The organism is Symmachiella dynata (assembly GCF_007747995.1).
GTDB classification, from domain to species: domain Bacteria; phylum Planctomycetota; class Planctomycetia; order Planctomycetales; family Planctomycetaceae; genus Symmachiella; species Symmachiella dynata.
On sequence record NZ_CP036276.1, the window covers coordinates 6,857,218 to 6,880,924 of the forward strand.

Annotated in this window: 18 protein-coding genes; 10 read left to right on the forward strand and 8 right to left on the reverse strand. The window is 55.5% G+C overall.

Going from position 1 to position 23,707, the window contains the following annotated elements:
* Positions 1-134 precede the first annotated feature (134 nt).
* The 6 genes from Mal52_RS26140 to Mal52_RS26165 all read left to right on the forward strand — a co-directional run bounded on the left by Mal52_RS26140 (position 135) and on the right by Mal52_RS26165 (position 3,693).
* Positions 135-1,232: a type IV pilus twitching motility protein PilT gene (locus tag Mal52_RS26140; protein WP_145379562.1), complete on the forward strand. Its 1,098-nt coding sequence runs from the start codon at positions 135-137 to the stop codon at positions 1,230-1,232.
* A 37-nt stretch (positions 1,233-1,269) separates the two neighbouring features.
* Positions 1,270-1,473 (forward strand): tautomerase family protein, encoded by a 204-nt coding sequence (locus tag Mal52_RS26145; protein ID WP_145379564.1) that lies wholly within the window; start codon positions 1,270-1,272, stop codon positions 1,471-1,473.
* Positions 1,474-1,625: 152 nt separating this feature from the next.
* Complete coding sequence (locus tag Mal52_RS26150) at positions 1,626-1,880, forward strand: hypothetical protein (RefSeq protein ID WP_145379566.1); 255 nt, start codon at positions 1,626-1,628, stop codon at positions 1,878-1,880.
* Positions 1,881-2,158: 278 nt separating this feature from the next.
* Entirely contained in the window at positions 2,159-2,461 is a 303-nt protein-coding gene (locus tag Mal52_RS26155) for a hypothetical protein (RefSeq protein WP_145379568.1), read from the forward strand.
* Between the two features lie 45 nt (positions 2,462-2,506).
* A complete protein-coding gene (locus Mal52_RS26160) occupies positions 2,507-2,971 on the forward strand; it encodes a macro domain-containing protein (protein WP_145379569.1) in 465 nt (154 codons plus the stop codon).
* Positions 2,972-3,000: 29 nt separating this feature from the next.
* Positions 3,001-3,693 carry an ankyrin repeat domain-containing protein gene (locus Mal52_RS26165; RefSeq protein ID WP_145379571.1) on the forward strand — a complete coding sequence of 231 codons (693 nt, stop codon included), beginning with the start codon at positions 3,001-3,003 and terminating at the stop codon, positions 3,691-3,693.
* Between the two features lie 243 nt (positions 3,694-3,936).
* Here the strand turns inward: Mal52_RS26165 and Mal52_RS26170 are convergent, their stop codons facing one another.
* Both Mal52_RS26170 and Mal52_RS26175 read right to left on the reverse strand, forming a co-directional pair.
* On the reverse strand, positions 3,937-6,030 hold the full coding sequence (locus Mal52_RS26170; RefSeq protein ID WP_145379573.1) for a M3 family metallopeptidase: 2,094 nt from the start codon (positions 6,028-6,030) through the stop codon (positions 3,937-3,939).
* Positions 6,031-6,333: 303 nt separating this feature from the next.
* A complete protein-coding gene (locus tag Mal52_RS26175) occupies positions 6,334-8,655 on the reverse strand; it encodes an acetylxylan esterase (RefSeq protein ID WP_145379576.1) in 2,322 nt (773 codons plus the stop codon).
* 202 nt (positions 8,656-8,857) lie between these two features.
* On the opposite strand from Mal52_RS26175, the gene Mal52_RS26180 reads away from it, so the two are divergent.
* Positions 8,858-10,165 carry a phenylacetate--CoA ligase family protein gene (locus Mal52_RS26180; RefSeq protein WP_145379578.1) on the forward strand — a complete coding sequence of 436 codons (1,308 nt, stop codon included), beginning with the start codon at positions 8,858-8,860 and terminating at the stop codon, positions 10,163-10,165.
* Between the two features lie 103 nt (positions 10,166-10,268).
* On the opposite strand, the gene Mal52_RS26185 is transcribed toward Mal52_RS26180, so the two are convergent.
* Positions 10,269-11,021, reverse strand: a complete 753-nt coding sequence (locus Mal52_RS26185; protein ID WP_145379580.1) for a polysaccharide deacetylase family protein — start codon at positions 11,019-11,021, stop codon at positions 10,269-10,271.
* Positions 11,022-11,151: 130 nt separating this feature from the next.
* Between Mal52_RS26185 and Mal52_RS26190 the strand changes: the two genes are divergently transcribed.
* The 3 genes from Mal52_RS26190 (at position 11,152) to Mal52_RS26200 (ending at position 15,510) form a co-directional block, all read left to right on the forward strand.
* Positions 11,152-12,567 carry a M20 metallopeptidase family protein gene (locus Mal52_RS26190; protein WP_145379582.1) on the forward strand — a complete coding sequence of 472 codons (1,416 nt, stop codon included), beginning with the start codon at positions 11,152-11,154 and terminating at the stop codon, positions 12,565-12,567.
* 7 nt (positions 12,568-12,574) lie between these two features.
* Entirely contained in the window at positions 12,575-13,699 is a 1,125-nt protein-coding gene (locus Mal52_RS26195; protein ID WP_231962447.1) for a carboxylate-amine ligase, read from the forward strand.
* Positions 13,700-14,184: 485 nt separating this feature from the next.
* Positions 14,185-15,510 (forward strand): excinuclease ABC subunit UvrC, encoded by a 1,326-nt coding sequence (locus tag Mal52_RS26200; RefSeq protein ID WP_145379584.1) that lies wholly within the window; start codon positions 14,185-14,187, stop codon positions 15,508-15,510.
* A gap of 111 nt (positions 15,511-15,621) precedes the next feature.
* Here Mal52_RS26200 and Mal52_RS26205 read toward each other — a convergent pair whose 3' ends face one another.
* From Mal52_RS26205 to Mal52_RS26225, 5 genes are all read right to left on the reverse strand, one after another.
* Positions 15,622-17,778 (reverse strand): 3-hydroxyacyl-CoA dehydrogenase NAD-binding domain-containing protein, encoded by a 2,157-nt coding sequence (locus tag Mal52_RS26205; protein ID WP_145379586.1) that lies wholly within the window; start codon positions 17,776-17,778, stop codon positions 15,622-15,624.
* A gap of 215 nt (positions 17,779-17,993) precedes the next feature.
* A complete protein-coding gene (locus Mal52_RS26210) occupies positions 17,994-19,283 on the reverse strand; it encodes a thiolase family protein (RefSeq protein WP_145379588.1) in 1,290 nt (429 codons plus the stop codon).
* Between the two features lie 107 nt (positions 19,284-19,390).
* Positions 19,391-20,407 (reverse strand): DUF1571 domain-containing protein, encoded by a 1,017-nt coding sequence (locus tag Mal52_RS26215; RefSeq protein ID WP_145379590.1) that lies wholly within the window; start codon positions 20,405-20,407, stop codon positions 19,391-19,393.
* Positions 20,408-20,510: 103 nt separating this feature from the next.
* Positions 20,511-21,422 carry an SDR family oxidoreductase gene (locus Mal52_RS26220; RefSeq protein ID WP_145379592.1) on the reverse strand — a complete coding sequence of 304 codons (912 nt, stop codon included), beginning with the start codon at positions 21,420-21,422 and terminating at the stop codon, positions 20,511-20,513.
* 109 nt (positions 21,423-21,531) lie between these two features.
* Positions 21,532-23,220 (reverse strand): long-chain-fatty-acid--CoA ligase, encoded by a 1,689-nt coding sequence (locus tag Mal52_RS26225; RefSeq protein ID WP_145379594.1) that lies wholly within the window; start codon positions 23,218-23,220, stop codon positions 21,532-21,534.
* Between the last annotated feature and the right edge of the window lie 487 nt (positions 23,221-23,707).

A 23,707-nucleotide genomic window follows, 5' to 3' on the forward strand; every position in this document is an offset into this window, starting at 1 on the left:
TTCGCAGCGTGCCTGAAATACACAATGCCGTAGGGCAGGCTCCCGCCTGCCTGAGTTATGAAGAGCGACACCACCAATCAAATCCACGGCAGGCGGGAGCCTGCCCTACGACTTTTTAGCGCTCGGTAACCAACATGATCGAACCGCATTTGCCGCAACAGAGCGAGACGACTGCCGTGATCCGCGACGCGCTGGCGGCGGCGGTTCAGCAGGGGGCTTCTGACTTGCATGTGGTTGTCGGGCATCCGCTCACGTTGCGGTTGAACGGCCGATTGCAGGAATTGCCTGGGCCGGTTTTGACCGATGGGATTGTCGCCCCGGCATTGCGCGATCTGTGTCCGCCGGAACGTTGGCAATTGTTCCAGGCAGAGCACAATCTCGATTTCGCGTTGGAGTTGGACATCAACGGGCAACCGGGCCGATTTCGCGTGAACTATTTTGTGAACGGCGAGCACAGCGGCGGTTGTTTTCGCGTGATCCCCGCTGCCATTCCCAGTTTTCAATGGGCCGGTTTTCCGGTCGAAGTTGCAGACCGATTGACGCAAATCCGCAACGGGTTAGTGCTCTTTTCCGGCGTAACCGGAGCGGGCAAGACGACCTCGTTGGCGATGATCATCAATCTGTTGATGCAAGGCAGCGGGCTGCGGATCATCACCGTCGAAGAGCCGATCGAATACGTCTTTCCCATGCGGAGCGGGTCGTTGATCACGCAGCGCGAAGTCGGCCGCGATGTCCAGTCGTTTGCCGATGGTTTGAAGTACGGCTTGCGGCAGGATCCCGACGTGATTTTGGTTGGCGAAATCCGCGATAAACAGACTGCTCAAATGGCACTCAGCGCCGCTGAGACGGGGCACCTGGTGTTTTCCACACTGCACACCCGCGATGCCAAGGGGGCCATTTCACGGTACACCGATTTCTTTCCGCAAAACGTGCAAAACGAAATCCGCGGGCAACTCTCGCAAAGCCTGCAAGCAGTGATCTGCCAGCACCTACTCCCCAGCTTCGACGGAGAAAAGCGCGAGTTGGCCCTGGAGATCCTCTACCGCAACTCCCCCATCGCCAGCGCCATCCGCTCCGGCAAAACCGACAGCATCGACCGCAACATCCTCACCGGCCGCGCCGACGGGATGATCACCTTTGACGAATCGATCAAGCGTCTGTTGCAAGCGGGAAAGATCGATCGCGAAACGGCAGAGCGGTTCGTGACCGACACAGGGATGTTAGCCCGGTGATGTCCCATACTTTTTGTAGAGACCGAAGGAACCCACGATGCCGTATGTAAATATCCAAATTACCCGCGGCGCCACCCGCGAGCAGAAAGCGGAGCTGGTCAAAGACACGACCGCTTCGCTCGTCCGCGTGCTGGGGAAGCAACCGGAACATATCCACGTCGTGATTCAGGAAATCGCCGAAGAAGACTGGGGCTATGCGGGCCTGTTGACGGATGAGTGGAAGCAGCAGCAATCGAAATAGAAACGTGACCAGCATCCTTTTTCGTGTATTTCGTGCCTTTCGTGGTTGTAATAAATGAACCACGAAATTGACGAAAGACACGAAAAGTCGGCCGGTGAAACCAGGCATCCGGTAGCGAGGCCATACGAACGATGAATCTTATCGAGTCACATATGTTTCACTATGCAAGCGGAGAACCTGTCGAGATCGGTGATAAAGTTGATTATTTATACGCCAACGGCTGGCATCGCCACGTCGTCGTCTCAATCTTCGCGCCGATGACGGCGGAGGCAGAAGGATTTGATTGTCGCGAAACTGGAGGCGTCTTCCTGGCCGACGATACAAGTGCAACCGCTGGAATGTTGTTGATGCCGCCGGATCGAGATGACTGGGATGAGGTAAAGTTTATCGGTCGCGCGCAGTCGTAATATCTGTCGTACCGCCCAGTGGCCCGCCTATTGGTGATCATGAAAGACGCGATAGCGCATTGTGAATTTGGCGGTCTCCAGTGCGTCGTGTGATCTCGCCATTAAGTAGAGAGGCCGTATTCTTTTTTCGTGTATTTCGTGCCTTTCGTGGTTGTAATCAATAAACCACGGAATTGACGAAAGACACGAAAAGTCGGTTCGTGAAAGGTGAGAATTCATTCAGAGCAGCATGTAGATCTTTCGGTAGGTAAACAACCAAACAAAGGAACGACTTCACGATGCCGCGCCCTCAATTTACGAAACAAGAGCAGGTCCTCATTGACTGGGTGAAAGTATCCTCGGGTGACAGCAGTTCTTATATGTGGACGTATCTGGTGACAACGGCAATCATCGCTGGATTTGCTGTTTATTTTGAAAGTATTGTGATGCTGGTATGCGCGTTTGTGATCGTCGGTTTCTTTCGTATCAAGGAGGAGCACGCCCAAAAAAGATGGGCTCCGATTTGGACGTCGATCCTCACGAAGTACGAAGAGGCATTAGCAGATGGTGACGTGTCCCCCGAGCAAGAGGGCGAGACTTAGTTCTGACGAACGACAGCTGTACCAAGTATTGTGGAAATTAGACCATTGAATCTAGAAATCGTCGACGGTGACTTGCTCGATCAAGATGTGGACGTGATCGTCAATGCGTGGAACCGCAATATCATTCCCTGGTGGCTGCTGTTGCCGCAAGGCGTCTCGGGAGCGATCAAAAAGCGGGGCGGTTATGCGCCGTTCCGGGAGTTGGGCAAGCTCGGCCCGATTCCACTGGGAGGGGCCGTGGTCACGGGTGCGGGCCAGCTTCCGTACAAAGCGATCATCCACGTCGCCGGCATCAGCATGTGGTGGCGGTCCTCAGAACGCTCGATCCGCGATTCCACCCGCAATGCCCTGGTTGTTGCCACAGAGCAAGGCTTTCAATCCATCGCCTACCCACTCATCGGCGCCGGCACCGGCGGCGGATCACCGGACGACGTCCTGGCGATCATGCAGGATGAGCTCGCGAAATGCGACTATGACGGTTTAGTGCGCCTCGTGCGATTTCGTCGTTGAAACCAACCCTATATAACCACGGTGCAAACATGAGATGGTTTTATGCCGTTTTGATGACGGCCATGATATTCATCACAGGATGTGGAGGGTCTGCCGGAGGCGTTCATGTTTGGGACGCTGTTGAACAAAACGATGCGGCGGGTATCAAAACCTATTCCAATGCGGAGGGTGACCTTGACATCCGTAACTTCGGTGGAGAGACACCATTGTTCCTCGCACTCTCCCTGAAACATTTCGAGAGCTACAAAGCGCTTTTGGAGTGCGGAGCAGATCCCAATATCATTATGAGCAAGCAGCGCGTTGTCACACATTGGGCGGCCATGGAAGGCGATGCAAAATGGCTCAAGTTAGCCTTGGAGCATGGAGCAGATCCTAACTTAGTCAATATTGGTTCTGGACCTCCCCCTGAAGGAACTCCACTTCATTTCGCCATCGGTAGGCACATCGACAATATCAAGCTCCTAATTCAATACGGTGCTGACATCGATAAACCGGACTACTTAAACTGTTCTCCCATTACACAAGCTGCTATGCAAAACGAATTTGAAGTAGTTATTCTCCTCCTCGAAAGTGGTGCGGATTACAAAAGCGCGCGTTGTGGAGGAAGGACGTTTCAGGAGATCATGGATGAAAGAAAACTGATCAAGGGCAAGTATTTTGATCGGCCTGAAGTTCAAGACCAATTGCGCGCTATTGAAACCTGGCTAGAAGAGCACAAATAACCGCCCCGGGGTGGCTCACAAAGATTCTTTGTGGGCCGACGAAGTCGGCAGGCGTTGCTTCAACTTTCACGGCGCTGCGGCGCAAATGCTCCTGCGGCTGCGCCGCCCCGAAAGAGAATCTTTCGGGGCCACCCGGCGTTGCTTGCCATTTCATTTTTTTCAATTTTTTCGTGTATTTCGTGCTTTTCGTGGTTGTAATAAATGAACCACGATAATTCGGCCGGTACAACCGCCCACACGTCCTCATCCCAACAACCCGTTGTGCCGCAACAGCGCCTCGGTGCTGGGTTGGCGGCCGCGGAAGTCTTCGAAGACTTCCATGGGGTGACGGCTGCCGCCTTGGGAGAGGATGGTGTTGCGGAAGCGGCGACCGGTGTCGGCGACGGCGGCTTCGTCCTCCAAGCCGGCATCCTCGAAGGCAGAGAAGGCGTCGGCGCTGAGGACTTCGGCCCATTTGTAGCTGTAATACCCCGCCGCATAACCGCCGGCGAAAATGTGGCTGAAGGCGCACAGGAAACGGTCTTCGGGCAACAGCGGCAAGACGGAGGTGGTTTCCGCCACGCGGCGCTGCACGTCGAAAATGGTTTCTGTCCCGTCGGGATCGAAGTTGCTGTGCAGTTCCAGATCGGTGATGCCAAACGACAATTGCCGTAGCATCATCGAACCAGCGCGGAAGTTGCGCGCCGCACAGATTTTTTCGAACAGTTCATCCGGCAACGGTTCGCCCGTTTCGACATGCGACGTCATGCCGATCAGCGTCGGTTTGTGGTAGCACCAGTTTTCCATGAACTGGCTGGGCAATTCGACCGCATCCCATTCGACACCGTTGATCCCCGACGCGTCCGCTTCATTCACCGTGGTGAGCATGTGTTGCAAACCGTGGCCGAATTCGTGGAACAAGGTTTCGACTTCGCGGAAGGTCATCAACGACGGTTTGTCCCCCACCGGCGGCGTGCTGTTGCAGACCAGATGCGCGACCGGCAATTGCACTTCACCATCCAACATCCGCCGGCTGAGGCAATCATCCATCCATGCGCCGCCCCGTTTGTTTTCCGGACGGGAATAGGGATCGAGATAAAACGCCGCCAACGGTGTGCCGTCTTCATCGGCAATCTTGAAGTAACGCACATCCTTTTGCCAAACCGGGGCTTCGCCATCCGCAGCTGTGACCACGATACCAAACAACCGCCGCACCAAACCGAACATCCCTTCCAGCACGTTGGGCAAGGCAAAGTACGGTCGCAATTCTTCGTCGGTGTAATCAAACTTCTGTTCGCGCAGCCGCTCGGCCCAGAAGGCGACATCCCAATGCAATAGTTCCTCGGTTTGTCCCGAAGCGGCGGCGAGCTCTTTGAGGTCTTCCAAATCCTGCTGTGCATTGTCGTACGATGCAGCCCGCAATTCTTCGGAGAGTGTGAGCACCGCTTCGACGCTCGGCGCCATTTTTTTGGCCAGGCTCAGTTGCGCGAAGTTTTGATATCCCAACAGCGCCGCCTTTTGTTGGCGGAGTTGCAGCGTGCGTGTGATGATGTCGGTGTTGTCCCATTCCCCGGACGAAGCACGCGTGAGGTAAGCCCGAAACACCTGTTCGCGCTGCCCGCGATTGCGGCTGTGCTGTAAAAACGGCTGCACGACTGGGCCGTCCAAAGTGACTCGCCACGGCCCGGCCTCGGGTGTGGCTGCGGGTTCGTCTTCGTCTTTGGCTTGGTTGTAAGACTGCGCGGTGAGTTGTTTGAGACTTTCCGGCCAGCCTTCGACATCGGCCGCAGCGGTGACGGTCAGCGACCAAGCTTTGGTGGCATCGAGCACGTGATTGGAAAAATCGGTGCTCAGTTTCGAAAGATCGCGCGCGATTTGGTTGAACCGTTCGAGCGCCTCTCCTTCCAAGCCAACACCAGCCAATTCGGCGTTGAGCAATTTGTCGTCGACGATACGCCGCTGCGTTTCTGATAACGTCGCCCAGACATCCCCGTCTTTGATCGCTTTAAGCGCCTTGTAGATCGGTTGGCTTTGCCCAACGCGGAGTCCGAAATTCACGACATCCTGCAGCACGGTTTCATGGGCTTCACGGATTTCCGGCGAGTTTTGCACGCTCAGCAGATGCCCCACCGGCCCCCAGGCTTGTTCGAAGGGTTGATCCAACTCTTCGAGCGGCTGCATGATGCCGTCCCAGGTGGGAGTGGCATTTTGTTCGATGTCGGCCAACTGTTTTTCAGCTTCGGCAATGCAATGTTTGACCGCCGGCACCACGTGCTCAGGTTGGATCGCGTTAAACAGCGGCAGCCCCGCATGTTGCAGTAGCGGATTGTATTCCAAGGTGTCCGTGTTGGATGTCATTAGTTGAGTCCCTTCGGTGTTGATATTTTCGTGAGTCTGCCCTGGTTCCCAAACTCTGTTTGGGAACCAGTATTGGCGAAGCTCTGCTTCGCGCGGTCGGGTGAATCGGTTTGATTTCGTTTGTGGTTATTTATCGTTGGCGAAGCAGAGCTTCGCTTGAGTGCGTTCCCAAACAGAGTTTGGGAACGAGTTATTGTCTTTTCTAACTTTGCGAACTTTGCGGCTTTGCGTGAGGTCTTTTTTCAGTAGGGCTATCAGTCGCCCTCTGCGAGAAAGGTGCGTCGCGACGCACCCTACATTTCGTTATTTTTGCTTTTCGATGTGGTTGCGGATGAATTGTTTGAATTCGTCTTTGATGTCTTGCGGGGCGGCGTGGCCCATGGCGGGGCGCTCAACGGTTTGTTTTTCGCCGCGGAGTTGATTGTAGGCGGCAAAGTTTGTCGTGGGCGGGCAGACGGCATCGATGAAGCCGATGCTTAGAATCGCGTCCGCATCGGTTCGGGCAGCGAAGTTCACCGCATCGAAATACCGCGACGCCTCTAAAGCCGCTGCTTCGGGTTGGCCGGCATCGTCGATCGGCACCAGTTTGGGCCAACCGTTGATGCGATTGATCACGCGTCCGGAGTGATCGCACATCGCGGGGACGCCGACAGCAATGGCGGTCACGCGCGGTTCTAATCCCGCAGCCACCAGGGATTGTCCGCCCCCTTGGCTATGTCCGCTGACGATCAAAATCTTGCCATCCCATTCCGGTTGCGCGGTCAAAAAGTCCATTGCTCGCATCAGCCGCAGATACATGCCGAGAAAGTAACTCGTATCGCGCGAGTCGCGTCCATCGTGACGGTAGGTTTTTAACTTACCGGTCGCCAAGTCGCGATAGAATTTCGCCGGACGGCCGTTGGGGATGCCATGGGCGTTGATGTCGAGCGCCAACAATCCCATCCGCGCCCCCTCGACGGCATTGCCCAACGAAGAACTTCGCACCCCAGAGCCATGCACATAGAGTAACGCGGGCAAACTTTTGGGCGCTGCGTTTTTGGGCCGCGCCAAATACCCCGACACAGGTGTGGGGCCGAGACAATTGACCTGCACGTCAAATGTCTCAATCTCCTCATCCGGTGACTTGACCGGCGTGACTTCAGCCGTCGCAGGCACAGCGGCGAGCCGCTCCTTTTGCATCGCCCAGAACTCGTCGAAATCCTCCGGAGCCGGCAAGCTGGGTTGGATCATTTCGGGACTGACCGCCGCTGCGGCGATGGCCGTTAAGGGGCGACCGGCTTTGGGCGTGACCTTCACGACGCAGCGCAAAAACCCTGGTTCGGGCATCACACCGCGAACGTGGATCGGTTTCCCTTGTAGTTCCGCTCGCCCAACGGTCAATGCCGTCAGGCCATCCTTGGTCAATGTATAGTTCACCCGGCCCGACGTCGCTGGTTGGCCATATTTGAGTACGTCGATTTGAAAATCAACCGGTTCGGCGGTTTCATAACGCGCGTTTTCGCGATCGGTCGAAACACTCACATCGTAAGGTTGCACCTCCCGTACGCGATGACTGAGGGTATCGCCAATGAAGATTTCATCGCTGGGACTCACGCAGATCCCGTGCGGACGCGCCAACCCTGCTGTGAGTGCCGGACGATTGTCGCCGTTATACTTTGCGACATCCGGTCCAGCTCCGGCCACGGTGGCGATCATGCCGGTCTGTGGATCGATTTTGCGAATGACTTGGTTCTCGGTGTCGCAAACGAATACGTCACCGTTGCTCCCCACAGCAATGCCCTTGGGGCCGTTGAACGTCGCTTCGAGCGCGGGGCCGTTGTCACCGGAAAATCCTTTTTTACCCGTTCCGGCAATATGTTGAATTTTGCCGCTGGCCAGATCCAATTTCCAAATACTGTGTCCTTCGCGCAGTGCAATCCACATGGTTTGGCCGTCGATATCCAAGGCGCGCGGCCCAAGAATGGGTTGGCCTTTTACCGCTGCACCGTCGGTTGGCAAAGTTTTTTCGCCGTTGCCAGCAATCGAGTCGACGATACCTGTCTTGAGATCGATACGACGGATGCGGTGATTGCCGATGTCGGCCACGTACAATCCGCCATTGTCATCCAAGGCAATACTGTGTGGTCTGGAAAACTGAGCTTTAATCGCCGGTCCGCCGTCACCGGCATAACCTTGCTGGCCCGTTCCCGCTACAGTGGAAATGATTCCCGTTTTCGCATCGACGCGGCGGATGAGGTGATTTTGCATTTCGACGAAGAACATATTTCCGTCGGCATCAAAACGAACTTCGTACGGTTCGTTGAGCATCGCTTCGGTCGCCGGGCCGCCGTCGCCGGAGTACCCTTTTTGGCCATTACCCGCAACTACGGTCAATTTTTTGGTTTTTCGATCCAATCGCCACACGCGGTGATTGAGCACCTCAGTGATGTAGAGTGCCCCATCGGGTCCAAGCTCCACGCCGAACGGCTGTCCGATATTCACGCCATCGCTGCGGCCTTGGCTGACGTTGTTGTCCGGTTTGCCGGTTCCCGCTACAGTCGATATCTTTCCGGCGAGGGCAAATTCCGTCACGCCTAAGGCGACAGCCAATACGGTGACGAATGCGAGCAGATGACGTTGTCTCATGATGAACGGCCTTAGAATGATTGCGGCAATGATTGATCGTTGGGAGAGCGACTCGTAGTTTATCGCGGAACCGGTTGGAATTCCAAGGCGCGTGTCGTAATGCGCGTGGCCGCTGCAGGTACAAACCACTACCATAACAATGGCTATTTCGTCCTCCCAGCCTCCGGCTCCGCCGAGGGGTATTGCACAGCAGTAGATAAAAATGACGACCAACCATCCCGATCCCCGCTCCCTCACCCGCGAAGAAATCCGCAAAATCCAGTCCGAGCGGCTGGTTGAAATGTTGGCGGAGATCATTCCCCAAAACTCGTTTTGGACGACTCGTTTCGAAGAGGCGGGAATTGATCCAGCCACGATCAGGAGCGTCGACGACCTGCCGCGATTACCAACGGTGACCAAAGCCGAGATTCTCGCCGACCAAGCGGCACATCCGCCGTACGGGTCCAACTTGACCTACCACGTCGATATGTACAGCCGTTTGCACCAAACCTCAGGCACGACCGGAGCGCCGATGCGTTGGATGGACACGCCGACCTGTTGGAATTGGCTGATGCGTTGCTGGTCCCAGATCTATCAAATCATTCGTCTCACGCCGCAAGACCGGTTGGTGTTCCCGTTTTCATTCGGGCCGTTTCTAGGATTCTGGGCCGGGTTTGAAGGAGCGGTCCGGTTGGGAAATATGTGTCTACCGGGTGGAGGCATGAGCAGCCAGGCGCGACTGGAATTGATCGAGCAACACGGCGCCACGTTTGTCTGTTGCACGCCGACTTATGCGCTGCGGCTAGCCGAAATCGCGCGCGAACAGGGCATCGATCTGGCCGGCAACTCGGTCCGCATTATCTTGGTAGCCGGCGAACCGGGCGGAAATATCCCCGCAACGCGACGCGCCATCGAAACGGCCTGGGGCGCGCGGGTCATCGATCATTGGGGAATGACTGAGGTCGGCGCGCTGGCCGTGGAAAGTATCGACCGCCCCGGCAGCTTGTACATGCTGGAAACCGAGTGTATCGCCGAGATCATCGACCCCGCGACGGGACAACCGGTGGCCGTAGGCGAAGAAGGGGAGCTGGTCGTCACAAATCTCGGCCGTCACGGCAGCCCGCTCATCCGTTACCGAACGGGGGATCGAGTCCGCGCCGCTATCCCGGCAGCCGACGACGACTTACAAATGCTCAGTTTGGACGGCGGAATTCTGGGCCGCACGGACGACATGATCACCATTCGCGGCAACAACGTTTATCCTTCCAAGTTAGAAGGGATTTTGCGAGAGTTCGACGACATCGTCGAGTACCGCATCGAAGTCAGCACGCGCAAATCGATGCATCACGTAAAAATCGAAATCGAGCCGCAGCCGCACATTCAAGACTCGGAAGCCAAATTTCAGTTGGCGTCGAAATTGGCTGAGGCGATCAAAGACCGTCAAAATTTCCACGCAGAGATCAGCATCGTCCCCAGCGGCAGCCTCCCCCGCTTCGAGTTAAAAGGCCGCCGTTTTTTCCGTGTGGAGTAACTATGGTCACAATTCGTTCTCCCCGGGAGGGCAAAGCTCCTGCTGAGCCGCGCGCAACGAAACGGCTCACAGGGCTGTTTGGCGCGCAACATTGCCAGCGACCTTAAGCTTGCCTATTGATTTTTTCTGATGCTTCGCGGTGTGCCCTCGCATGAGGCATGCGCGGCTCGGCGGGAGCCTCGCCCTCCCTGATCGCTGGGATGAATTCGCGAACAGCGGGCAGCGCGCAAAGTTGCCAACCGTCATCCTGTAACCGCGGCAACAATTCCGCCATCGCCGCTGGCGTCACAGCGCGGGACTTGGGGTTATCGTGCAAGCAAACAATGCTGCCCGGGCGAATGCGGTTGTGTGTCCATTGTGCGACATGCGCTGCCGTCGCGGTCGGTGTGAAATCGCCCGGCAGGACGTCCCACATGACTAACTTTTGACCAGCATGTTTGCACCAGGTCAATGTGGCCGGCGTGATGCGTCCAAACGGGGGGCGCATCCAACGGATTGGCTCACCAGTCAATTGCTGCAGGATGTCGGTCGCACGTTCCAATTCCGCTTTGTATTCGTCGCTGGACACCTTCCAGGCGTTGGCGTGCGAATAGGTGTGATTGCCAATGGCATGCCCTGCGGAGAGCATGTCCCGCACCATTTGCGGCCGCTGCTCGGCATGATCGCCTCTTAGAAAAAACGTGGCGCTGGCCTGATGGCGGTCTAAGATCTCCAACAGCTGCGGCGTGGCGACCTCATCTGGTCCGTCATCGAACGTCAAATACAGATTTTTCCCCTGGGAGGGCATTTTCCAAAGCGGATCCCAGATGACATGGCGAAGCATGCGGGGCAAATAAGTGCCGATGACGTGAACCATAGACCATTCCTACAGGCAAGATTGTCGATGTGCCGAATTTGAGGCGGCGAAAGTTTAGCCAAATTCGGCGATCTTGTTGAGAGCGAATGTGGTGTGAAGTGATACGATTTGAGACCAACCACTCACAACGATGAAATTGACCTCTTGGTGGGGATTGACGCCCAAGCAGCGGTCTGCGACAAATAAAGTCCACGACATTTTCTATCCACAATTCCAGCCGTCGATTTTCAACGCTCTCAAAGTTTTGGAAAATACGATTACGGTTCTCTTTGCCGCGATTGCGGCCAAAATTCAGGACGTTATGCAAACCACATTTGGCCGTTGCTACCAAGTCATCGATGATTCGGTCTCTGAAATGGATGCCGAATTGACGGAACTCAGGCGATTTTTACACGCTCATCCCGAACCGAGCGGCGAAGAGGTGCAGACCACGCGGTTGGTGCTGGGCCGCTTGGAGGAGGCGGGACTGGAACCGCATATCTGTCACGGCGGATTGGGGCTGATCGCTGACCTTGAACTGGGGCACCCTGCTGCCGATGCACCGCGCATCGCCGTGCGAGCCGATATGGACGCGCTGCGGTTGGTGGATGAAAAGGACGTCCCCTACGCTTCGCAAAACCATGGCGTCACGCACGCCTGTGGTCACGATGCTCATACAACCATCACCTACGCCGCTGCCAAAACAGCGATACAACTTCGCGCCGCCATGGCTGAGTGTGAGCCGGGGGTGGGGGTCAAGATGCGTTTCATTTTTCAACCGGCGGAAGAAACCTGTGAAGGGGCGAAATCGCTGGTGGAGCAGGGGGTGCTCAAAGGGGTGGACGCCATCCTCGCCTTGCATCTCGACCCCGAACGGCCCGTTGGCGATGCCGGCGTACGGGACGGATTTCTGACGGCCAATTGCGATGAAATCGATTTCTTCATCCAAGGCCGGGGAGGACATGCCGCTCGGCCACATCACTCGATCGATCCTATCGCTGCCGCGTCGCAATTGGTCGGGGCGTTGTACCAGTATATCCCCCGGTCTGTGGATTCACGCGACCCCGCGGTCTTCACCGTCGGCAAAATCTTGGGGGGTTACGCCGCGAATGTCATTCCCGAAAGCGTGGAACTGCTCGGCACGCTCCGCACTATCGGCCGCGACACACGTTCGCGCATCATTCAACGTATCCGCGAGATCACGCATGGCGTGAGTGAATCGAGTGGCGTAAAAATCACCGTCGAATTCCGCAACCCACTGGCATCGGTCGACAACGATAAAAACATCAATCGCCTGCTCACCCAGGCCGCTCGTGACGTGCTGGGCGACTCGCATGTCAAACAGATTGATAAACCGAGCATGGGCTCAGAAGATTTCGGCGTCTATTTGGAACATGTACCGGGCGCTATGTACCGGCTGGGCTGTGCTGCTCCCAATTGTCCAGCGCACTTTTTGCATTCGCCAAAATTCGACATCGACGAGCGAGTGCTCCAACTCGGGCCGCGTATTTTTCTACGAGCGGCGCTACTGATTTCTCAAGAACTGAAAGCCGTTTCCGAGGGGTGAGTGACTGATGACGATGCCGTCTTTAGAGTTTAAACGTAACGATTATCCCACTGTCGGCGTGGAAATCGAATTACAACTCGTCGACGCCGAAACCATGGCCTTGTCGAATTCGATTTCTGATATCCTGGCGGAACTTCCCGCGGAAATTGAAGCGCGGGTCAAACCGGAGCTGATGCAGTCGTATTTAGAAATCAACACCGGCATCTGCAATACCGTCAACGACGTCGAACGCGACCTCCGTTCGGTCCTGCAACAGGTCGAAGCGATTACCGACAACTTAAACCTGAAGCTCTTTTGGGGAGCGACGCATCCCTTTTCTTCCTGGCGGGATCAAAAAATCACCGTCAACGATCGCTATTATCGCCTCGTGGAATTGATGCAAGACGTCGCCCGACGACTGGTGACATTTGGGTTGCACGTTCATGTCGGCGTCGACACGGGCGACAAGGCGATCATGATTTGCGATCGCATGATGCGACACCTGCCGCTGTTTTTAGCCTTGTCGGCCAACTCCCCCTTTTGGGAAGGCCGCAACACGGGGCTGCACTCCAATCGCTCTAAAATCATGGAAGGCCTCCCAACGGCGGGACTCCCCAGTCAAATGCGCAACTACAGCGAATACGTTTGGCTGGTACGTCACTTGGAAGAAACCGGGTTTATCAACTCCGTCCGCGAAATCTGGTGGGATGTGCGACCGCACAACAATTTTGGCACAGTAGAGATCCGCATGTGCGACATGCCCGCCCGACTCGATCAGGTGCTCGCCTTGACCGCCTTAACACAATGCTTGGTGGTGGCACTCTCGCGCGAAATTGACAACGGCACCTACCAATCGGAGTACCATCCCATGATGGTCGAGCAAAACAAATGGCGGGCCACCCGTTTCGGTTCCGATGCCCGCTTGGTCAACAGCGACGACTATAAGACGTACTCAGTCCAAGAAACGACCGACAACTTGGTCGACTTGCTACTCCCCATCGCCAAGGACCTGGATTGCCTCGAACGACTCGAATCCGTCCGCGACCTCCCCAAGCAAACCGGCGCTGACCAACAACTAGAAATCTTCGCCGAAACCAACAGCCGCAAAGAAGTCGTCCAACAAATGCTAGCCGCCAATCACTGGGCGAAGTAGGCTTGAGGCGTGAGGGAACAGGCGTGAGGGTTGGCCGATTCAAACCGAATCGCACTTGCCAAACTCGCAGACCATGTAAGGATTACAGGAGTCTCCGCATTTTTGGCCACTGGTCACTCTATCAGGCTGTAGACTTTAGACCGTAGACCATAGGGACCGTTGGCCTGAGGCTTGAGGGAACAGGCGTGAGGGCTGGCCGATTCAAGCAGGAATGCACCTAACGTACTCATATAGAATGTAAGGTTAACACAAGCCCCCACTTTTTTTCTGGCCACTGGCCACTCTATCAGGCTGTAGACTTTAGACCGTAGACTATAGGGACCGTTGGCCTGAGGCTTGAGGCGACAGGCGTGAGGGCTGGCCGATTCAAATCGAATCACCCTTGCTAAACTCACATACCATGTAAGGATTGCAGCACCCCCTTTTTTTCTGGCCACTGGCCACTCGCCACCGGCCACTCTTTTCTGCCTACTGCCTACTAAAAAATGACCACCCCCACCAAACCAACCCCTCCAGATCCCCGTGAAAAGGTTCGCACCTTTCCCACAACGCCGGGGGTCTATCTGATGAAGGATGGGCAGGGGCGGGTGATTTATGTTGGTAAGGCGGTCAATCTGCGGAGTCGGGCTTCGAGTTATTTTACGGAGGCGGCTGCTATTGAGCGCCGTACGGCGGAATTGGTGACGCAAATCCGTGATATTGATTTCCTGGAAGCGGATAGCGAAGTCGATGCGTTGTTGATGGAAGCGCGGTTGATTAAGGACATTCAGCCGACCTTCAATCAGGAATTGAAGGACGACAAAACGTTTCCCTATTTGGAGATTTTCATTCGCGAAGATTTCCCCCGCGTAGAATTTACCCGCACACCACAAAATCGCGGGACGAAGTTATACGGGCCCTTCACCAATGCCAAGAAGTTGCGAGGCACGATTGCCGTCTTGCAAAAGATCTTTCGCTTCCGCACTTGTACACTCGATATCGAAGATGGCGACGAGCGCTGGCGGTGGTTTCGGCCCTGTTTGCTCCACAGCATCAATCAATGCACGGCGCCCTGTAATTTGCGAATCAGTAAGGAAGATTATCGCCGCGACATTGCCCGCTTGCGAATGTTTCTCGACGGCAAAAAGGCGCGATTGCTCACCGACATGCGGAAGGAAATGGAACAGGCGTCCGCGTCACTGCAATTTGAAAAAGCAGTGCGGCTGCGCGATCAATTGCATTTGCTGGAGAGCATGAACCTCCGCGGCGATTTGGAGGAGCACGTGCAACCGGAAGTGTTTTATATCGATCCCAAAAAAGGAGTCGCTGGGCTGAAGCAGATTTTCAAATTGGAGCACCCGCCCCGCCGTATCGAAGGGGTCGACATTGCCCATCTGGGAGGGGGCGAAACGGTGGCGAGCTTAGTGCAATTTATCGACGGTATGCCATTCAAAAGCGGCTATAAACGTTACAAGATTCGCACGGTTGCAGGCGTCGATGATTTTGCCGCCATTCACGAAGTCGTCGCCCGGCGATTGGACCGCCTGCGCAATGAAGGCGAGTCGTTTCCCGATATACTGCTGATCGACGGCGGCAAGGGCCAACTCAGTTCCGCAATGGCGGCCATGCGCGCCCTGGAGATCGACCCGCCGTTTACGATTTCGCTCGCCAAACGTGAGGAAGAAGTCTACGTCCCCGGCGAAGAAGAACCCCGCCGCCTGAGCCGACATTCCTACGGTCTGCGGCTGTTGCAATACGTCCGCGACGAAGCCCACCGTTTCGCACAGCACTACCACCACATCCTGCGCAGCAAATCAACGCTGGGCGAATAACCGAGTGCTCCCAAATGGGTGGCACTGACGGCTTGTCCGCCAGTGCAAAGGTGCGTCGGATTATTGCACTGCTGGACAAGCCAGCAGTGGCACCCAACGTCCGGCACTGCTTTAGGCCGCTGGTGCGGCGACCTTGGCGTCGCTGAATTTCTCGTTCCCTTTGGCCATCTCTCGCAATTTGGCACAAGGAGTCATCCGTACCATCTTCTCGGCAAACTTGTCGAGCGTTTCGCAGACATGCTGGATGCCCACAGAGTCGGCATATTGCAATGGGCCGCCGCGAAACGGGGCGAAGCCGGTTCCCAGGACCATCGCCAAGTCAATATCATCCGGCTTTGAGGCGATGCCTTCTTCCAGGCAGCGGGCTGCTTCGTTGATCATGGGATAGATCAACCGTTGGATGATCACCTCACGCGATAACGTGGCACTAATTCCCGACGGACCGCTCCGCCGCATTTGCTCAATGGCTTCTGTCACGTCCGGGGCGAGTTGTTTCTTCTTGCCGGTTCCTTGGATCAGGCGTTTGCCGCCGCCCGATTTGGCGCGCATCTCACCCAACTTGGTCCACAGCGTGGCCGATTTCATGCGGTCGCCATAAGCGGCGTGCATGTTGGCGGCGACGTGGGCGGCGATATCTAAGCCGACCAGATCGGCCATTTTGATCGGCCCCATCACCATTCCAAACTCGGTTGCCGCACGGTCGATTTCCAACGGTTCAGCGACTTCCTCGAGCAAATAGCCGACTTCGTTCATATAGGGCGCTAGAATGCGATTCACCAAAAAGCCGGCGCAATCCCCGACAACGATCCCTGTCTTGCCGAGTTTTTGCACCGTGGCAAATGCAGTGGCGATCGCCGCATCGTTGGTGTAGGGCGTGCGAATGATCTCCACCAGTTTCATTTGTTGCGGAGGATTGAAAAAATGCAGGCCCACAATCCGCTGCGGACGGGACATGCCTTCAGCGATATCGGAAACGGTCAGCGAACTCGTATTGGTCGCCAACACCGTATCCGGACCGGTTGCTTCAGCCAGGTCGCGAAAGACTTCGCGTTTGATCTCGAGGTTTTCAACGATCGCCTCAATGACGATGTCCGTGCGCTTCAATCCACTGTAGTCGGTGATCGGCCGCAAATGATCCAACGTACGCGTTCGTTCAAGTGGCGTAATCCGCTTACGTGCGAGATCTTTATTTAGCAACCCATTGATTGTCTGCAGACCTGCGGAAACCGCTTTGGCGTTGATGTCCTTCAGCCGCGTCCAGACATTCTTACGGGCCAGCAATAGCGCGATTCCAGCCCCCATCGCTCCGGCGCCCAAAACAGCCGCATCGGTCACGGCGCTTGCGTCCGGTTTAACGGTCAAATCTTCAGGCGGCTTTTTGGCCGCTTCGCTGAGAAAGAATAGCCGCATCAATTCTCGTGTGACCGGACTTTGCCCAAGCTGCGCGATCGCATTCGCTTCGACATCAAAGCCGCTATCGGTTCCGGAGGCGATTTGTTCGCGGAGTGATTCAATCACTTTCAGCGGTGCGGGATAATGACCCCGTGTTTGACGTTGGACCTGTTGTTCGGCTTTATTGAGGATGTATTTTTTTATGGGGCCAAAATTATTGGCGATACGTTTCCACAACGGGGGCTTGCGCTTAGATATTTTCGGCAAGCCCGATTTCAACACTTGAATACCGGCGCGTTCTAACCCTTCGTTGGGGAGCACATCATGCACCAATCCCTTGGAGCGTGCTTGAAAGCCGTTGAGCATTTTTCCGGTGAGCATCATCGGTAGCGCGTCGATCAGTCCGATGAGTTTGGGCAACCGGACCGTGCCTCCCCAACCGGGAATCAACCCCAGCATCACTTCCGGCAGTCCCAACTGTGTCTTAGGATGTTTGTCGGCGAGACGATATTTGCAGGCCATGGCGAATTCTAATCCGCCGCCCAAGCAGGCGCCGGATATCAACGCTACAGTGGGCACTTTGAGCGCCGCCAACTGGTCAAACACCTTTTGGCCGAACTGCGACATCTCGCGCGCCGCATCTTCGCCATCCAGGTCCTTCATCTCGGTGACATCGGCACCCACGATAAAGTTGCCCGGCTGTCCGCTGCAAAAAGCGACGCCCTGAATCGAATCCTCGTTGCGCACGTGCACCAACAGATCGCGCAGCTCCTCTAAGGTCGCCCGCGAAAACGAATTCACCGGCCGATCAGCACGATCAATCCGCACATGCAACAAACCGTCCACCGGTTCGTCATAGTGCCACATGATGGCCATCCTGTTTCCTCCCTGTCCGTCGTACTGACGGTCAATTCCGTTCTGCTGTTTTTTAAGAACTTTTAGCCACAGATGAAACACGGATAAAACACAGATCTGACCTAGTCTCTATGCAAGGTTTGGGAACCAAGGTTGTGCTATAGATATCTTTTTTCTGAGTTTCATCTGTGTTCAATCTGTGGCATATTCAAACCCTGACCACCTCGCAAAAACGCTCAAGCAGCGATGCGTTCGACGATCACAGCTGCGCCTTGTCCGCCGCCGACGCATAATGTTGCCAATCCGACGCGCTGGTTCCGCCGTTCCAATTCTCGCAGTGCTGTTAAGACCAATCGCGCCCCGGTGGCCCCGACTGGATGTCCTAAGGCGATGGCGCCGCCGTTGACGTTTAATTTCTCTTGATCCAGCGGCCCCAGCAACGTGCGATCCTCATAGGCGGCACAATCCTGGGGTGGATTTTCAAAACCTTTCAGGCAGGCCAACACCTGTGCGGCAAAGGCCTCGTTGATTTCGACCAATTCCATCTCGCTGAGTTTCATGCCACTGGATTTTAACGCTTTGGCGCTGGCATAGACCGGGCCGAGTCCCATGCGTGCGGGATCGCAACCGGCGTAGGCCGAGCCGCGGATTCTCCCCAGCGGTTGCAGTCCGTGAATCTTGGCGGTCTCTTCTTCCATGATCAACAAAGCAACCCCGCCATCGGTGACTTGGCAAGAATTGCCGACGGTGACGGTCCCCCAACGGCGATCGAAATAAGGTTTCAACTTGCTAAGTGCTGTAAGGCTTTGGTTATCGCGTGGTCCGATATCCTGTTCGATCGGGTTCGCTTTTTTGCCGGCATAGGCGGTCATGGTTTGATTGCTGAGCCGGTCCTCTTTCCAGGCTTCGACCGCGCGTTGGTGGCTGCGGAGGGCGAAGGCATCCTGTTCTTCGCGGCTGATGTCATATTCACGGGCCAGTTTCTCGGCCGTGTCTCCCATCATCAAACCGGAGTACGGATCCTTAAGGCCCATTTCAATGCCGATCTGCGGTTGAAAATCGGAGGGGCGAAACCGGGTGATGGCTCCCAACTTCTGTAGTGGACTGCGGCCTTTAACGACGGAGAATAGCTTCTCAGCAAATCGTTTTTTCCAAAAGACGGGGATGTTGCTCATGGAATCGACCCCCAGAGCAACGATGCAGCCAGCTTCGCCCGCTTCGATTTTTGCAACAGCTTCGGTCACGCTTTCCATGCCGCTGGCACAATTCCGATTAACGGTGTGCGCGATACTGGCCTGTGACATGCCGCACCGCAGCGCGATCACACGTGCGACGTTGGCCGAATCCGCGGGTGACGCCACGTTGCCGGCGATCAGTTCGTCGACGGCTAGCGGGTCGAAGTTATTGCGGTCGAGCAATTCGCGGACGACCATCCGCCCCAATTCGGGCGCGTCGACATCGGTCAGCGGTCCTCCCGCTTTTACAAACGGCGTGCGAATCCCATCGACAATGACGGCTGTGGCCATCGGTCCCTCCCTGCCATCATGGCTATCCTAAAGTGGCCGGCGCTCTGAGGCGCCAGCATCCGTCGTTGCGACGCGTCGGTTCAGTGCGAGCAGGCTCAGCGACGGTCTCAATCGTTCTGGAACCCATATTCTTCATTTGAGCGATCAAAATCAAGGTCGCTCAGTGGAGTGCCGAGTGCCAAGTCGCAGTAACCATAGTATTCGATCAATGTTTCGTCATCCATTTCCTCGCAGCCCCAATCCGCACCCCAGTCTGATTCGGGCCAAGTAAAGTTGGCGATTTGGATCGGAACGGAGAGCTCTTTATCGATAAACAAATCTGATTTTCGATAAGTCGCCGAGACCTGCGGGCTGCCATATTCCAGGATAAATCGGTAGCAGGGACGTTCGTGGCAGACTTCGTCGTCGAACAACTGGCACTTCAGGTCGGTGTTCTTCTCCAAATCATTCTGACGATCAGTGATGAGGGTCTCCACCAAACGCAACAGGCCCATTTGAGTCACCGGGTAACGCGACTGGCTCATGGCCAGCACGCAATGCGGATCCAAGCTGATGACCGGGAGCAGCCGTGATTTCCAGCCGACTTGCTTGAGCAAGATATTCCCGTCATTGACGCCGTCGGCGTAGAGCATTTCCTGCCCAGCATCTGTTTCGACCCATTTCATATAGACACTGAACGGTTCATGACGGACCTTGATTTCCGTCACATCGCCTTCGGTCAATTCATCTCCCACGCGTTCTTGTTTGATGAACGTCGCAGTGTAGTGATTGATACTTTTGAGCCGTTCACGTCCATTTTCCAGCAAATTCAACGCAGTCTGCAGCGCGAGTTGTTGCGGGTCTTTTTGGACGTCGACGTCCAACGGTTGTGTGGCCGATGTCGGCTCGGTTGGTTCGGTCGCTGCGACCTGGAGAATCTCGTTATTGAAAGCCGAGGCGACGGGAGTCACCGTCGAGGCGCGACGACTGGCCTTGCGGAAGTCGTGCGGATCGGCCGCAGGGCGTTGGCTGCCCCAGTGTGTATTGACAACCACACCGACGATGCAGATTGTCGAAAGCAACATAAAGATACGAAGCCGGCGGGGTTGAGACCGTCCAATCGGCGAAGAATGCTGTAGAGTCATGATATCGCTCCAAGTAAAAACCGACGATTCGTCTCAGAGCTTCGCTCCTTCTTCGCTGAGATGGTCGTAGTGTCCGCAAACTTGATTTGTAGAGAATTGAGAATTAGGGGTAGCTCTCGTCGACCGCCATCGCAGCTGTCTTCCGAGTCCGCTTTTGGGGGGGTAACGTAGGTACACGAGCCGCCGGCACTTCGACCTTCGGCTGAGGGGGTTTGCTGTTCCAAGTAATCATGCTGGTCGTAACCCGCAGCCAGTTGCATAACCACCGAAAGAGTGAACGATGCATCGTCCCTCGTCCAAATGGAATCAACTTCACTAGCCACGGAGTCAGGAGCTGCTCTTTATTCTTGCGAACAGAATTGATGATTTGGTTTGCCAGTTTTTTGGGCGTCAGCATCGGAGTAAACCGCGGCGTGCACACGCCGGCAAACATACCCGTTCCGACATAACTGGGGCAGACGGCAGTGACTCCAACGTGTTCATGTCCATTGAGCCGCAATTCCTCGCGTAACGACTCGGAAAAACCGAGCACGGCCCATTTACTGGACGCATATGTTGCTGCATTGGGCAAGGCGATCATAGCTGCGGCGCTGGCGATGTTCACGCAGTGCCCTTCGTCGTTTTCCACAAGATCCGGCAAGAAGGCGTGTGTCACAATCGCCGGACCCATGGTATTCACACGATAGGTCGCCAGATGTTTTTCGATGGGGACATCCATAAAAGCGCCGCCGAAGACAACGCCCGCATTATTAACGAGAATGTCGATGCTGCCGACGCTTTCCCGCACTTGATTGCGGACCGCCTTCACAGAAGCCGGGTCGGAGACATCCATGCGAAAACCGACTGCCTTATGGCCGGCGTTGGTTAAAAATTCAACGGTCGACTCGACACGCACTAAATCTAGATCGGTGACGATGATCGTCGCCCCTTGCAAGGCGAATTGCAGCGCCAGTTCACGACCTACGCCGTGTCCGGCGCCGGTGATCAACACTCGTTTTGCCGTCAGATCCCGCATGATCGTTCCTCGTTTATATTGTGATTCATTTGTTGCGTTTCTGAAGCAAGTCCATCCGTGACCATGATTCCTTTTGTCAACATCGCCGTTATTCTTTACGTCACGTTTGTCAGGTACGCAAATCTTTACGCAGTACCTTGCCTAAAAAATTGCGAGGTAAATCTCCTTCGGCGATTTCGATCATCCTTGGCTGCTTGTGTTTCGCTAGGTGTATTTTGCATTGATTCAAGAATTCTTTGCGGTCAAACTGCACGCCGCGTTCTAAAACCAAGATCGCTTTGACGACTTCACCTCGGTCGGGATCGGAAACACCGACCACCGCCGCGTCTTGAATCCCTGAAAACTGTTTGATCACTCGTTCCACATCCGAGGGATAAACATTAAATCCGGATGTAATGATTAAATCTTTTTTGCGGTCCACGATGCGAAAGAAGCCTTGGTCGTCGCAGACTGCCAAGTCACCCGTGTACAACCAGCCGTCGCGAATCGCGCTGCTGGTTGCCTCGGGATTGTTCCAATAACCAACCATGACTTGCGGGGCGCGGACCGTGATCTCACCCACTTCGCCCGGGGCAACCGGCCGAAATCCCGTATCGGCGTCGACAATTCGTACTTCGGTATCCGGCAACGGCATACCAATTGTTCCGGCCCGAGCTGACCCGTCCAACGGACCGGCATGTGTTACGGGACTCGCCTCGGACAGACCGTAACCTTCCACAACAATCGCACCGGTATGCTCGGTGAATTCCTCAGCCACGCTGGTTGGCAGCGGAGCCCCTCCCGACATGCAATAGTTGATCGACGTATAATCTCCCTTGCCATCGCGCATCAATTTGTTCAACTGACACAGCATGGCAGGCACGGCGTGGAAGACCGAGGGCCGCGCGGTTTCGATCGCCCGTAAGACCCGTCGGGGGACAAATCGATGTTGTAAAACCAAAGTGGCCGCCATCGCCGTTCCGGTCATGGCGCAGGTTGTTAAACCGTAGCTATGGAAGAATGGTACGACCGCCAAGACCGTTTCTTCGGCCATTGTCGCACCGCCCCAGTGGTGCAATTGCCAAGCATTGGCGACCAGATTGCGATGGCTGAGCACGACCGCCTTCGGAGCGGCTGTGGTCCCGCCGGTGGGAAGTATAAATGCGGGATCATCGAGTGAATGCTGTTGGATCGGCTGGAAGATCGGGTTGCCCTGTGCGAGTTCTTTTGCCAAATCCCGGCAACGCTTGTCCCGCGCTTTGCTACGGATCCCCAAGCGTACGATCCGAGCCGCCTTGTATCCCCATTTTTGCAACAACGGCAAACGATCGGCGATTGTCGTCAGCAACACGGATTCGGGCTGGTACTCGCCGTCGAACAATAATGGCAACAACATGTCCAAACCGATAACGGTTTTGCACTGTGTCGTCTTCAGCAAAGCAGTGACTTCGCCCGCAACCATCAGAGGGCTAACGGCGACCACAACGCCGCCGGCCATCCAAATGCCGTTTAAGGCGACCAGCATTTCCGGGGTGTTGGGCAACAACACGCCCACGCGATCACCCGGCTTGATCCCCGATTTGACGAGCACATGAGCCATCTGCCGCGCCGCGGCAAAGAGCTCCGCATACGTCATGCGTTGGTTGTAGTAGTGGCAGGCGACGCGATCGCCGTAATCAGCAGCGGTCCGCTCTAAAAAGCCCCAAGCAGGGATCTGCGGATACTCCAACGAGGCTGGAACGCCCTCGGGATAATGATCCAACCACGGAGCAGTCCGTGATCGTTTTTCGATTTTGGTGCGTTGGGAAGTTACGGCCATCGTGTTCCCTCCGATGCTTTAGCGGTCGCGCCACAATCCAGAACAGAACTGTGGCTTTGCTCTCCCCACTCTGTAAGATAGGGGCGGAACATTAACCGAAAGCAGGAATTAAGGCATCACCAATTTTCACAGGCGCAAAAAACAATCCTCCATGGCACGACAGGGTGCCATAGTCAACATATACAGACATTTGCAGGCGTCGAACTGCTTCCTGGTTCAACACGCCACAAGTTTACCCAGCCTGGGACGATTCGTCAGAAACAACGATTTGGAAATGATTTACAACATGTCGCTTCAAACCCAAACGACTGAAGCCGTCTGGCCAAAGCATGTGAGACAGAGATGACTTCTCCATCACAAAAGATGTGGCAACGAACCGAATGCAGATATCATCCGATTCCAAATTTTCAAAAAAACTACGGCGGGCCGCTGTGTCCACTGAGGGACTGACATCGTTGCCGCAACAGCTACAGCTTTCCGCCGTCTA

Bases quoted from the DNA above. Each gene is read 5' to 3' on its own strand.
- Mal52_RS26220 (WP_145379592.1), bottom strand. From the start codon at position 21,422: ATGCGGGATCTGACGGCAAAACGAGTGTTGATCACCGGCGCCGGACAC.
- Mal52_RS26190 (WP_145379582.1), top strand. From the start codon at position 11,152: ATGAAATTGACCTCTTGGTGGGGATTGACGCCCAAGCAGCGGTCTGCG.
- Mal52_RS26175 (WP_145379576.1), bottom strand. From the start codon at position 8,655: ATGAGACAACGTCATCTGCTCGCATTCGTCACCGTATTGGCTGTCGCC.
- Mal52_RS26215 (WP_145379590.1), bottom strand. From the start codon at position 20,407: ATGACTCTACAGCATTCTTCGCCGATTGGACGGTCTCAACCCCGCCGG.
- Mal52_RS26140 (WP_145379562.1), top strand. From the start codon at position 135: ATGATCGAACCGCATTTGCCGCAACAGAGCGAGACGACTGCCGTGATC.
- Mal52_RS26155 (WP_145379568.1), top strand. From the start codon at position 2,159: ATGCCGCGCCCTCAATTTACGAAACAAGAGCAGGTCCTCATTGACTGG.
- Mal52_RS26195 (WP_231962447.1), top strand. From the start codon at position 12,575: ATGACGATGCCGTCTTTAGAGTTTAAACGTAACGATTATCCCACTGTC.
- Mal52_RS26180 (WP_145379578.1), top strand. From the start codon at position 8,858: ATGACGACCAACCATCCCGATCCCCGCTCCCTCACCCGCGAAGAAATC.
- Mal52_RS26205 (WP_145379586.1), bottom strand. From the start codon at position 17,778: ATGGCCATCATGTGGCACTATGACGAACCGGTGGACGGTTTGTTGCAT.
- Mal52_RS26165 (WP_145379571.1), top strand. From the start codon at position 3,001: ATGAGATGGTTTTATGCCGTTTTGATGACGGCCATGATATTCATCACA.
- Mal52_RS26200 (WP_145379584.1), top strand. From the start codon at position 14,185: ATGACCACCCCCACCAAACCAACCCCTCCAGATCCCCGTGAAAAGGTT.
- Mal52_RS26185 (WP_145379580.1), bottom strand. From the start codon at position 11,021: ATGGTTCACGTCATCGGCACTTATTTGCCCCGCATGCTTCGCCATGTC.
- Mal52_RS26150 (WP_145379566.1), top strand. From the start codon at position 1,626: ATGTTTCACTATGCAAGCGGAGAACCTGTCGAGATCGGTGATAAAGTT.
- Mal52_RS26210 (WP_145379588.1), bottom strand. From the start codon at position 19,283: ATGGCCACAGCCGTCATTGTCGATGGGATTCGCACGCCGTTTGTAAAA.
- Mal52_RS26170 (WP_145379573.1), bottom strand. From the start codon at position 6,030: ATGACATCCAACACGGACACCTTGGAATACAATCCGCTACTGCAACAT.
- Mal52_RS26145 (WP_145379564.1), top strand. From the start codon at position 1,270: ATGCCGTATGTAAATATCCAAATTACCCGCGGCGCCACCCGCGAGCAG.
- Mal52_RS26225 (WP_145379594.1), bottom strand. From the start codon at position 23,220: ATGGCCGTAACTTCCCAACGCACCAAAATCGAAAAACGATCACGGACT.